The 12,959-nt window shown below is 37.3% G+C and carries 7 protein-coding genes, 1 tRNA gene and 1 pseudogene; 2 read left to right on the top strand and 7 right to left on the bottom strand.

Going from position 1 to position 12,959, the window contains the following annotated elements; genetic code table 11:
- Positions 1 to 522: 522 nt before the first annotated feature.
- Entirely contained in the window at positions 523 to 849 is a 327-nt protein-coding gene (locus HLH16_RS07295) for a helix-turn-helix domain-containing protein (protein ID WP_171528840.1), read from the bottom strand.
- A 308-nt stretch (positions 850 to 1,157) separates the two neighbouring features.
- Here HLH16_RS07295 and HLH16_RS07290 point away from each other — a divergent pair, with 308 nt between their 5' ends.
- Together HLH16_RS07290 and HLH16_RS07285 are read left to right on the top strand one after the other, a co-directional pair.
- A complete protein-coding gene (locus HLH16_RS07290) occupies positions 1,158 to 1,475 on the top strand; it encodes a hypothetical protein (RefSeq protein ID WP_171528839.1) in 318 nt (105 codons plus the stop codon).
- Between the two features lie 300 nt (positions 1,476 to 1,775).
- Positions 1,776 to 1,936, top strand: a pseudogene (locus HLH16_RS07285) (transposase); the annotation flags it as partial.
- A 64-nt stretch (positions 1,937 to 2,000) separates the two neighbouring features.
- Here the strand turns inward: HLH16_RS07285 and HLH16_RS07280 are convergent.
- From HLH16_RS07280 to HLH16_RS07255, 6 genes are all read right to left on the bottom strand, one after another.
- A complete protein-coding gene (locus tag HLH16_RS07280) occupies positions 2,001 to 2,357 on the bottom strand; it encodes a hypothetical protein (protein ID WP_171528838.1) in 357 nt (118 codons plus the stop codon).
- Positions 2,354 to 2,650 (bottom strand): helix-turn-helix transcriptional regulator, encoded by a 297-nt coding sequence (locus tag HLH16_RS07275; RefSeq protein WP_250850246.1) that lies wholly within the window; start codon positions 2,648 to 2,650, stop codon positions 2,354 to 2,356. Before HLH16_RS07275 ends, HLH16_RS07280 begins: the two co-directional genes overlap by 4 nt.
- Before the next feature lie 150 nt (positions 2,651 to 2,800).
- Positions 2,801 to 6,784 (bottom strand): P-loop NTPase family protein, encoded by a 3,984-nt coding sequence (locus tag HLH16_RS07270; RefSeq protein WP_171528837.1) that lies wholly within the window; start codon positions 6,782 to 6,784, stop codon positions 2,801 to 2,803.
- 5 nt (positions 6,785 to 6,789) lie between these two features.
- Positions 6,790 to 10,365 (bottom strand): hypothetical protein, encoded by a 3,576-nt coding sequence (locus HLH16_RS07265; protein WP_171528836.1) that lies wholly within the window; start codon positions 10,363 to 10,365, stop codon positions 6,790 to 6,792.
- 320 nt (positions 10,366 to 10,685) lie between these two features.
- Positions 10,686 to 11,933, bottom strand: a complete 1,248-nt coding sequence (locus HLH16_RS07260) for a tyrosine-type recombinase/integrase (protein WP_171528841.1) — start codon at positions 11,931 to 11,933, stop codon at positions 10,686 to 10,688.
- Between the two features lie 193 nt (positions 11,934 to 12,126).
- Positions 12,127 to 12,203 (bottom strand) — tRNA-Ile (locus HLH16_RS07255).
- Positions 12,204 to 12,959 lie beyond the last annotated feature (756 nt).

Raw genomic sequence — 12,959 nt, 5'->3', positions numbered from 1 at the left:
AATGGCAGTAAAATGGCAGTAAAATGGCAGTAAAATGGCAGTAAAATGGCAGTAAAATGGCAGTAAAATGGCAGTAAAATGGCAGTAAAATGGCAGTAAAATGGCAGTAAAATGGCAGTAAAATAGCTCAAAATTAGTTCTTAAAATACCTAAAAAATAATGTTATTGGCAGAGATTGGCTCTTATTACCTTTAAATTGTCAAAAATTTTTTAATAATGGCTAACTTATGAATACATGTGGTAGAGATTGGTCTTAAAAGTATAGTTTTTCCAAGAAAGGAAATCTAATTGTCTCTAAATACCAGCAAGTGGAAGATCAAGTTCTTTTCTGTCTAAGTTATTCGTGAGAATACTGAACTGATCCTAGACAAAATAATGGACAGTACTTCCCCCTAAAATTAACGTAACGTTAACTTTGAAGAAACTCAAATAAGATCTAATGTGATTGTAGGAATCCAGTAGATACAGACCAATATCTACTCATGCTTCATCAATTGAACTGTATCCCAGATTAGGAACCGGTTATATTTTCTGCAAAGATAGGATGAACTTCTCGATCATCTCTCTTTCTGAATCTGGTAAACCTTGAATTGACTTTGCAACCGGATCAGTACCTAAATCTGAATATTGATCCGTGCGACCCAGTAAATAATCAGCAGATACATTTAGTACAACAGCAAGCTTAAAAAAATTCTCCAAAGACGGCTTTCTAGAACCAGCTTCAATATGAGAAATAGAAGTTGATGGGATACCTGTTTTGTCCGCAATATCCTGTTGAGTCATTTTTCTTTGTTTTCTTATTTCCTTGAGCCTTGCACAAAATAGCTCAGAATCCATCTCAATCAACATAAAACACCATAAATCGACAATAATAACTTGACTATTTAGACAAGTTTTCATATATATATTGATAGTATTTTATTGTCTATTTCGACAAAAAGACATCTCAAAAGAAAATTAAAGGAGGAAAATTATATGAACAATATTGTATGTGCATGAATACAAGATCTCGACAATCATGTATTCATGCTTTCCATTCCAAATCTTTGAAATGAAAGATGTAAAATTTCGACGTTTTACCTTTGCATTCTTTCATAACAGACGATTTAAGTAAATTTTTCTTCAAATAAAATATTAATTAGCTTAAGGATTCTTTTATGAGTAATTCACCAAGTCAGTTTCCAATTTCTATCCATCCTGTTATTCGAAGTCTAAATGTACGTAATATTTCAAAAATGATTGCTTCTAAAATTATTGAAAAAACTGAATTAAATTTACAATATAACTCATTATTTTGTACAAAGCTAAACGTTGCTACAGACTTTAATACATACGAAGCTGTAGCTTACTATATCGATAATCAATATTTTGAAAAATATGGTTTTAAGAAGCCTACACTAATTAATATACAAACTGTATATGAAGAACTTTTTTCAGATTTTTCTTCTATTATAAAATATGAATTATCCTTTTAAATAAAAAATTTTTAAGGAGTAATCTAAAATAATAAATCAAGAACATCCTTAAACTAAATAAAGTTAAGGATGTTCTTTATATTATAGCAATTTAAAAAATCGAGAGTGTTTATTGCTGTTCGGCATTTATAAATACTTAAAACATGATATCTAGTGCAGTTAACAGCTGACCGAAGCGGCTTTGAATGCTGAAATTGAAAAATTATTTGGCAGAAAATCCTCAACCCCAAATCTGCAAAACCATGGCATTCATGACATTCTTATCGCTTGTGTGAATGGCATTTACTCAGTGCTTAGTTGTTCAAATACCCGAAAGCGGTTCGAAAGCTGACTTACACCACCCATGTGATTAAAGCAGTCCATCGTCATTTCAGGAAACTGACCAAAACCCGGGGGCTTTTCCGAATGAAAATAGCCTGCTGAAATTGCTCTATATTGGCATTCAACAGGCTTCGGAAAAAATGATGGGTTTAGAGATAGCTAGATTGAAACAGTCTCTATGAATCACACATGTAAACGTACGTTTCAACACTTTATTTTACGAAGCTCTTCTTTCTCTTCTGCAGCTAACTCTCTTTTCCCATAAAGTTGCTTTAAAACATCATCAAGTCCAGCATATTTCAGATGCATGTATAGACATAGCGCCGTATGACCACAAAAAATATATTTATTTTCCGGCTCCTTGAACCAAAAACCATCATCTAATATCAGTCGACTTCTTTCCTGGTTGGTCAGAATGTCATATATCGAAGTTTGGTTAACCTCAATATCGATATCCGGCTGATACTTTTTCGTAACCAATGAAAATGTCTTATTTACTTTACACTTACCTTTTTCCTTAGCAATTTTAACTACTCTTTTTAACTTAGTGAATTTTTTCATATGCGTTCACTCCTGCATCTTTCTTTTTCTTTTTGATACCAAGCTTCGATTTCTTCAGTATCGAAGTAGACAGCCGCTTGACGGGAAGTGCCACTTTTAATGGCCTTCGGAAATGACTCGTCACTTTCGCGGATTTTTCTTAAATAATCACGTGAAACATTTAGGAGCTCGCAGACTTGATTATATCGGAGTCGCAAGGGTTTAATTGCCTGGTGGGGAGACTGCAAAGCAAGCATCTCAAGACCTTGAGTATTACGTAAAACGGCACGTCGCGTTTTTTTAAAGTGATCCAACTTTGGAACTCCTTCTTAAATTATTAAATCGAGCGTACCAAAAAATATTTTTTTCAAATCGTATTCGTATAAAACTCAAAAAAAAAGTCACTTTAAAAGTGACTTTTTTTATTAATCCCCTATTAACTAAATAAAATAATTTTTTTTGGATCATTCATTAAACATAGTCAAAGTATTCACCAAGTTTAATTCCCGACAAAGCATGAAATTCGTCTGCTCGAATAACCTTTCAAACACAGGATGTCCCGATAATTGCTGAGTACCCCGAAATGGATGATCCCGATATTCTGGCATTACCGGAAACTCTGCATTCCTCACTCTCAGCTCAAAGCTCAATGCATCAAACCAGTCTTTATCAAAGCTCTTATCTTGAAGTTTAACCAGCTCATTTGCTGCTACCGGGTACGTCACCCAGAGCTTACGCATCATGCCCTGTTGTTCAACTTCTTTCGTGTAGCTATCTGTTTCTGATTCAAGAACAGCAGAAATCATATTCGTGATCTCTCTGATATGCTTTTGAATGTTCTTATAGGCATTCAACTGAGGGAATCCCATCTGCAGGGCGATCAACTCATTCAGGAATATCCTTAATGAATCCTGTGAGAGATTGTCATTGGCAATATCAAACGACTCCTTGTTACCGAAGTTCGAGCGATCTTCCATAATCATAGGGCCACAGATATAGATATTTTCAGGAATGGTCAAAGCATCTTCCTGATCGCTAATGGTGAGTAGTCTGGACTTAAGCGAATGATGGTCCCGGCACCATTTCTCGTAGAACTGAAGTTCTTTTAACTCAGGCGTTAATGTCGGCGTGTAAAAACTTCGGTATTTGTTGGTCTTAGTGCTATAGGTAGAACTGAGCTTATTTGCTGAGTAAACCGTTTGAGCCTTCTCTACTACAGCCTTAAGCCTTCCAACCAATTCACCCTCGGTTGCAGCAATCTTATAAAGAACACTATTCACGTCCTTCATGAAATCCCTGATCAAAGAAGCTAGCCCCGGTTTATCACTGGCCTTATCCTTCACCTCACCAATTGGGATCATGGCGATCTGAGTTTTTTTGAAGCCAGCATCCCCAGTGATACGAGTATATAAAGTCCCACGAATAAGCATGAAAATTGAGAGCATATCCAATGAGCTCTTAACTTTATATTCAAGCTCTGTCTGAGTTTCATCATTAGATACCAAGTAGAAATCTTCTACCAGAATCGTCAGCAGACGATCACGTTCATCGCCGTTGACCCACTCATTTTTCTCTTTATCCAAATATCCACCACGTCCCCGGTAAACAAGCTGGGCGATTTCCATTAAAGAGGCTTCAATTGCGAAACGAGGCATGGCAGCAATGATTGAATCACAGTTCGGGAACGAAATACCCCTAGCCGCAGTCGAAGTAATCAGTACGACTTGCAATGTCTCTTTGCGATCCAGCAACTCTGTACGGTGGTATCCCATTAACTGGCTATCAAAAATGCCAATCTTAGAGCGTTCAACCACTCCTTCATCGACTAATGCATCTCTGAGTGCGGCCAATGCATTTTTATCCTGAGCAAAATAGATAACTTGCTTTTTACCATCTTCAAGATTCTTCTGAATAAGCTCGATAGCGGTCTTTTGAGTCCTTTCCCCAGCTTCTTGGCGAAATAGATGAGTCAGGTTCTTATCCAAGCCGAAATCATCTGTTTCAGGGACTACGGCGTATTGCTTAAGTATATATTGGATTTTAAGATCGCTTGCCGGGTAACAGTTCGCCATGACATGGATACTAGAACGAACACAGTTACCATCATCCAGATCTGCAGTCTGCATCTTGAATGGGAAATTACCCAAAGATGGAGAGATGAACATTTTTGCTGGTAACTGATCCTGTTTCTTCATGTAGTTCTGGATTGCATTCACATTACTGAGGGATGCATCAGCAAGAATCACAGTCACCGTAAATGGTGAATTACCTTGAAACGGTTCAATGAAGTTTTTGGAAAGGAATTTCAGCATCTCATTGATAAAAGTACGAGTGCCTGAATCCCCTGTAATTTCATCAAACATCACCACAATGTTAGGGAACTTTTTGGCAAACTCTCTACGTTCGATTTTGGCCTCTGTCGGCTTCTTATCGATTTTGTATTGGAACATTTTTTCCAGCCCATCCAAACTGGAAGCTGCCACAGTTTTATTTTGGGTTTCCCTTGGGTTTCGTGGTCCAGCTGGTGTGGTGTTATATGGCATGAATGCCTGACTTGCTACAGTCATCGTCAGCTTATTGAGCTCTGGATGGAACCCAAGCAATTGCTGTGTCGCTTCCCCTAATGAATCAAACACTCTGGCAAACTTCTTATTGGTTGCCGTAATTCTAGATTCTGAGGTATTGGCATAGCGTCTATTGGCATTTGCATTCTGTTCCAGGTCTTTGAGCTTCCGGTATTCATCTTGTTTGAACAATAGAACACTTGAGCCATGATCTATCTTCAGATCTTCAACACCACCCACAATAGCGGCACCACGAGCATTCACCTTACAATCCGTATTGTGAATCTTCGAATAGATTTGCTGTGCCTGTGTCACCACATCACTGTTACTGGTAATCGTAGCTGAGATTTTGGATAAATCACTCACCACATCATCGTTAATCAACACTCGTGGACTGGCGTAGAAGAAGAAAAACCCTTCCAAATCTGCCAACAAGGTCTTAACGCTCGATGTTTTCCCAATCCCCGGCGTACCAGTCAAACAGATGAAATTCACCCGACCTTGTTTACTTTCCTTCAGTGCCAGTACTACGGCGCATTTATGCAAATCACGTAAGGTAAATGAAGTTTTATTCTCAATTTTTCCCTTACGAATTGCTTTAAACTCAGCCTGCACCATCTCTTTAAGTTTTTGGTTATGGTCTTCGTCATCGACTTGCCGATCTATCAAGTCAAAAACCCACTCTAAAGACAGTGGCTGGTTAGGATTCACAAAATCCTTAAGCCTTTCAGTAATAGTGAAAGTAAGATCCTGACCGTAGGAAATATCGCTAATGTTTTTGGACACGATTTCCGAGATGTTTTTTACAGGTTCATTCACCAGATAATTCAGAATCTCAACTTGCAGTTTCGTGCGTTCATCAATATCGTCCAGACTCAGAACGTTATCCTGATACTCCTTGCCCAGCTGATACATAATTTCCAGCTCTGGGGATTTATCTTTATCCGCAAATTCAGCAGAGATGTATTCACTTCCCCGGCTGGTGATCGCCATCACATTCAGACGAATATTTGGCATGTCATTCTGTTCAAACTTCCATTTAAAAGAATCAACAAAAGTGGTTGCATACGAACAGCCTTGCGCCATCTTAAACAAAACTTTTTCCTTACGAACATAGGCTCGCAAGTATTCACGCAGCTTGTTTGAGAACTTAAATGGAATCTCCTGAGCTTCTGCATTCACGTATGAGAAGACACTTTGGGATTCAGAATGCTTGATGTAACGTTTGTACTCTTGCAAATAGGTACAGGAATCCTTGGCATTGAACTGTTCTGGTTCACCTAAAACGTAGAATAATGAATATTCCTGAACCAGCACATGATAGTTGGATTTGACTTTGATCACCGCTAAGAAGTCAGCACGGCCAAACATGCCCTTACTAAACAATTTGGCATTAGAAACTCCAAATTGCTGATTCCATGATTCAACTGCTTTCTCTTTAAAGGTCGCAATCGCTTCTATTTCTGCTTCAGTCGTATAGTCATCAATCCAAGTCTGGGTTATATCATTTGGCATCGTCAGTGGACACCAGATGCCAGATAAGCTCCAATTTGGTCTTGCATTCGCCGTTTTAGCCCTTGCAATACCTTTTGGCTTGATCTTTCTTAGGAACTCACGAGTATTGGTATAACCATGCCCGAATCCAGTTTTAATCAGTTGCTGAAAATAGCTTTCGATATTTTCATGGATAGCGGCATTAATGACATCGCTATATAGCGCTTCCTTCATTTCCTGAAAGACATCAGCAATCTGTTTACTATTCCATTCTGCTACTACAGGATTGCTGGCTGATAATAGCTTTGCATCAAGCAAAGCCATAATCGAACCACGTTTAACAGCGATCTCATAAACCTCGCCCCAAACTTTGGCTTCATTTTTTACCACGGCGCTTACTCCACATCAGTCGCTAAAGTTTCTTCAGCTTCCTCTGGAGTCGGCTCGATTGGATCAATCAAGTCTTCATTCTTCAGAATAACGTATTCTTCGAGCTTGCCGATTAAGGCTGGCAGACTCATGACGACTTCGCCTTTATTTAGGCGGCTTGAAACAATGACTTCACCAAGCTCTTGAATGCCAGTGGTGCCACGAATATGGGAAGGCTCAAGTACCGGAGTGAAGTTTTTGCCAGCTGTAGGACGTTCAGACTCAAAGTAATGCAGACCACGCAATACAGAGCGAATTGACTTCATTTCATTGGAATCATTCACATCAATAATTTTACTGTGCAATCTGATTCGCTTATCGTTATGAATCGAATGCTCCTGGCTGGTCAGCATATAGAAATACGAACAAATACCATTCTGAGTACGAACACCCACAGTACGTTTAGTCGCAAAGCTATATACGGACAAGGATTGTTTATATTCTTTTTTATTGATGATCGCCGTATGGTACTGATGGTGCGGTACCTCATAGACACGACTATTATCACTGGTTTTTAAGCTCAGTGCTGGGATCGTATCAGACTGGAATGGATAGAAATTCATATCCGGGAACAACTGATCAAGTTGATCCAAAGCGCTTTCACTTTCATGAATCAAGTTGCTGGTTTCAGTCTTACCGATCTTACGCTGTGCAAAATGGTGTGAAAGCAATACAACATCTTCAAAACCATCTGACTGCAGTTTTTCGATGATACGGTGCATCGCCTTACTTGTTCTCAGATTGTCTTCAGCAACTGGGGCATGACTGACCTTCTGTAGTGATAAGCGACCCTGTTTATCGTTGATACGCTCAAGTGTATAGACGTAGCAGATGTAGCCATAATCTGGTTTAAGCAGTAGCAAATCCTTCTGATGCTGATACTTAAATTCCACATCATTCTCAGGTCGAGAGTTATAGCTAATACAGGCAATTTTATCCTTAGTGCCCTCAAATGGGATGATGATTTCTGAATATCCTGACAGTGCTTCAATTGCAGCCTGAATACGGTAAGTCACGGTTTTATCCATAGCGAGGTTCACCGGGGCACAAACTCGCTCACCATTTTGATTACCATAAGGCATAGGATCTGGTTGATACTTAAGGCCCTGCACCTTCACAATAGCATCATCATTGTTCAGCAACTTCTCAAGGGTATAAGCGGTGGCATACGCTCGTTTACACTCAGGATTAAACCCACCTTTTTGGATCTTTTTTGATTTCCTTTGAAATTGGGCTTTTTCTTCATTCTCATGTTCATCAACTGAGTCAATTCGCATTACAGGTACATATAAGCGCTCTGCAATACCCAGTTGATTTTTTACTTCTTTAACCAGATGTTTAAGGAATAGATGAATCGCAATCGAAAAACATGACGTACTAATGATCAAAGCATTTTCTTTTTCATCCAAACATAATTGAGCATGACCGCCTTTTAAGTCACTCAATCTAAATAGCTTAGATGAATAATGAATCATGACCTGGTATTTAGATAATAAGTTGTCGTAACTCAAGCTATCAGGATGATAAAAATGTGGCAGCCCATTGTCGCTTACCTTCTTGTTGGTCGGCACCATCAATACTGGTAAACATGGAATATTCAGATTACGAGCGACATCAAATTGGTCCAGGTCTGTATTTGGATTCGCAAGCGGAATCAAAGTACGGATTGTCAGCGTGGAATCAAACTCAATCTGGCTTAAGGCTTTACCAGCGTAATTATTCTTACGTAACATTTCGTCAGCGCTCATTTTTGCCAGTTTCTTACGACTGGCATCAACAATCGAGATATAGCTATAGAAATTCGTTTCTTTACCCTTAAAGATACTGAAGAACTGTTCGGAATCCTCACCAATTGAACTCTTGAAAACATCCAGATTCACAATGCTTGGTAGGATGTAAAGTACCGTTTTAAGGCTGCTATCCTTTTCCATTTCACTGATGATGGAATCCAAATTTGCTTTTAACGCCGTAGTGATTGTGGACGTGATTGCCTTCATTCGCTCATGGGTATCTTCGCTATTCAGCATTTCATCCAAGATGCGAGCAAGGTTGTATCTGAGTTTTTGAGGATTTTTAAAGGATTCGACCAGTTTATTGAATACACTTTCAAAACTAGAAATTTCCATCTTCGGACCCGATAGGACGAAGTACATCATAATGAGCTGGAACATCTCTACTTGAGCAACACGATCTGAGCACTCGTTACTTAGACGTTCTTCAAGAATTGGATTGCCCTTATCATCCACAATATCCTTCAGCAGCAATGCTTCATTGATACTATGCAGACGAGCTTCATAAGCAGTCAGCATGGTATCCGTGTCCGAACGGTAGCCTTTGCCTGTCTTATAATTGATCCGCAACTTAGAGTTAAAGGAACTTACCTTTTCCTCTTTAACAAACTCACCATTCACCCGAAAGGCATAAGTGACTTCACGTTTTAGAGATAGCCCATCCTTATCCTCTTGGCGTATATCATTCATTTCAATTTTTGGTTTTACCCAAATTGGTAATGCATCTGTTGCGCTTACATAAGCCAGCAGCGCATTAAAATCAACTTTACCTACAGCGCCGTAGATAGCACCAAAATCAATGCCATAGTCTTTAATGGCTTCAGTCGTTTCATCATTCCAAGGTGCAATTCGATCACCGAAAATCTCAAAAAAAGCGACTGCTTTACGGATATAAGAAACAGCAGCTTCACGTTTAAAATCGTTTCGTTCATTCTTCTCAATGTGATCAGCAATGATCTCCATTATTTTGAAGCAATTTCGGATACGTGCTCGTGATAGTGCTTTGGTTTCTACGAAATTAAGTAGATTTTGGATGTCGTTATTTTCAACTGAACATTCAGCATCAAGAATTTCCTCCATACGTTCAGCAACTTCTACTGGTATTTTCTCACCAGCTGAGTAGGACTGCTTCACAATGGCTTTGATAGCATCACGAACTTCTTTCACCCATTTAGGTTTGCTGAGTTCTTCCGTTACGGTAAACAGTCGCAATTCGCCATCTTTTGCTTTTAAGTCGTTTGTATATTGCAAAGAAGCTACTTTAGATTGCCCTTTGACTTGCATAGGATACTGAGAATTTTTGGCAATCACTGGATCAGAATATTTGAGATCACCTAAGAATTGGTTGAGAGAATTCAGTGCCATGCCTGTCGGAGCATTTTGAAGTACTTGCTGAACAATCTCAGACATCACCTGGTCTAAATCACGATAGGTCTGGGCAGTTTTAGCTTCAGATTCCTTATCAAATAAGGTACTAATTCGGAGTTTTGAATCTTCAGGTAATAATTGAATATCTTTGATGATGTTATAGATTGGCTTTGAATCATTTTTAGTCCTGATCTGTTTAAAAACCGCAGACACAAAAGCGGTCGCATCAAAATGCAGATTATGAGAAGGCCCATAATAATTAAAGAAATGATCTGGCTTATGGTTTTTAAGAGTCCCCACCATAGCTTTTAATAAAGGGAAAAGAATTATTTTAGGTGCGAGTGTACTGAGTTCAGTACTAGAACCATTGTTATTTAATTGCATTAAGTTTTTCCATGATAAAGTTGGCACTAAGAGGCATTTTTATACTTATTAAATATCAAAATCCTCTGTCTGAACTTTGATCATATTTTTTTTAATTAAGAATGTAAATATAAGTTTTATATTAGATTTCTTTCGTCACTCCTTTACTAATAGAATGGGTGGCTATTTACATGTAAAAAAATGATAAGAAATGAGGGAGATTAAGAATAAAATAACGTTTTCTTAACTCGAGCGTACCAAAAAATATTTTTTTCAAATCATTTTCGTATAAAACTCAAAAAAAATGTCACTTTTTTTTAAAAGTGACATTTTTAATAAATCTATCTATTAAGAAGAGAATCGATATGATCACTCCACCATTGCATAATTTCATAACGCTCTTCTAAATGAGCTTCTTTATCATACGCACCCTTAACACCTCCTTTCAAATGAGATAGAGCCGATTCAATCACCTGAGACCTATCACTAAATTGCTTATTCAAATTTGATGAGGCAATATGTCTGAATCCATGTGGATTTTGCTTTCCACGATAACCCGATCTATTCAGAGCTGCATTAAATGTAAGATTCGAAATAGGTTTATTGATATCATTTCGACTAGGGAATAGATATTCACTTTCCCCAGATATTAACTTCAGCTCATTTAAAAGAACAAGGACCTGCTTTGATAATGGAATCGCATGTTCAATACCTCTTTTCATTATACTAGGGGGACGTACCCAAACAGCTGCATCAAAATCAAACTGTTCCCACCGTGCCTGTCTAAGTTCTCCTGGTCTTGGAAAGACATGAACTAAAAGTTCTAAGCCAATAGAAATAGAACGAGAAGAATAATTTCTAATTATCGATATCATTTCAGGTAAATCATCAATTTTCACATGTTTCATACTTTCTGATTCACCCCTAGATATATGATCTCCAATACCTTCTAGTGGATTATAAAGAATATCCTTTTTAAATTTAGCTAAGCTATATGCACCTAAACAACAGGAAATTAACTTTTCAATTCGATTATAAATTCCTTCGTTAACCTGCTTTTGAATAAAAAAATTTAGCCATTCTTTTGAAGTGATAGTGCTGTAAAGACGATGGCCAAAAGTAGGAATCAAATGCTTTTCAATAGACTGTTTTTCTTTCCTGTAAGTCTCTGGCTGCCAAGTCCGTTTCTTTGTTTCCAACCACTCATAAATAAGGTGAGAGAATAATGCTTGCTCTTCCTCTAACTTTTCTTGCTTAACTTCAGCCTGCGTTTTTATAATAATTTGCCCATTCAGCATACCCTCAGCAATCTCACGTGCTTTTGAGTAACTTACTAGGGGAAAACTACCTAAACCAAGCCATGTCCACTTACCTTCGCTATTTTTATATCTATATTGCCAAGATTTTTTCCCATTAGGTTGGACTCGACAATATAAGCCAGCAATATCTGTAGGTTCACGATATTCTTTCTCTTTTGGTTTTAAACTTTTAAACCGATCTTCTCCATTTTTTTTACGTCGTACACTTGCGCTCTGAGTTTCATTTTTCGAATGAGTTTCTACACTATTGTTTACATCAAATCTATTCATAACTTCACGATTATCCTTGAGTTTTTTATTGCTTGTATCCATGAGTTATATTTTAAATTTAGGATACAAACAAGGATACACAGGACGTGTTCCCATACGAAGTTATATGAAGTTAAACAAAGCAATAAAAAACCCTTAATCCGTTAAGAATTAAGGGTTTAGTTCTTATATAAAGCTATATAAGTATAATATTTGGTGGGCCCAGACAGACTTGAACTGTCGACCAACGGATTATGAGTCCGCTGCTCTAACCAACTGAGCTATAGGCCCTGATAAGCTGAAATTGTTATATATCAACAAGTTCAAGCGAGGCAATACTAACCAAGATTTTTTCAAAAAACAAGCGTTTTTGCTTTCACTTGCACAGTAACACAACAATTGTTTTTATCACTTATTTTATAACGTGTAATTTTCATAAATTCTTAATTCATTGCTAAAATTAAAAGTAGATATTTTTTCTATTTTAGAAATACATTCAGTCAATAAAATCACATTTACCATCACTTAAGCAGCTTGAATGCTGAATATTGCAGGATGATAGAATGATGAATTAATTATACTTATAAGGTCTTAATTAATCATTCAACCATTATTTTAAGTAATAATTTAAAAATAAATCCGAGCTATAAACTTTCCCGAAAAGTTTAATTTTCAGCCCAATTCAGAGCCAAAACTGCGTTTTTTACGAGATTCTATGCGAATTTCGATTAAAGACCATACAATAACCAGCATAAACAATCCAAACGCCAATAAAAAAGTCGAAAAATACATCATTCTTTTCAATCCTCATTAAACAGAAGCGAAGTTGAACAATTTGTTCAGAAGCTTTTATCTTCGACAAAAGTCTAATAGGTATTTTTTGATCTGAATAGCCATTTTAAATCATTATTAAGACTTAATTTATATTAAGTGATACATTTTATATATTTATTAACACCTATTTATATATAAAAACAATTAATGCGGCCATTTTTCAAAACTATATATACATCTATTTATTTGTTCACTTTAAACTCATACCCTCTT

It is taken from the genome of Acinetobacter sp. ANC 5378 (genome assembly GCF_013004315.1).
Lineage (GTDB): Bacteria > Pseudomonadota > Gammaproteobacteria > Pseudomonadales > Moraxellaceae > Acinetobacter.
Note: the sequence above shows the minus strand (reverse complement) of the source record. Positions and strands in the feature narration are given on the sequence as shown.

Coding starts and splice junctions, on each gene's coding strand:
- HLH16_RS07290 (WP_171528839.1), top strand. CDS start 1,158: ATGAGTAATTCACCAAGTCAGTTTCCAATTTCTATCCATCCTGTTATT.
- HLH16_RS07295 (WP_171528840.1), bottom strand. CDS start 849: ATGTTGATTGAGATGGATTCTGAGCTATTTTGTGCAAGGCTCAAGGAA.
- HLH16_RS07260 (WP_171528841.1), bottom strand. CDS start 11,933: ATGAATAGATTTGATGTAAACAATAGTGTAGAAACTCATTCGAAAAAT.
- HLH16_RS07265 (WP_171528836.1), bottom strand. CDS start 10,365: ATGCAATTAAATAACAATGGTTCTAGTACTGAACTCAGTACACTCGCA.
- HLH16_RS07280 (WP_171528838.1), bottom strand. CDS start 2,357: ATGAAAAAATTCACTAAGTTAAAAAGAGTAGTTAAAATTGCTAAGGAA.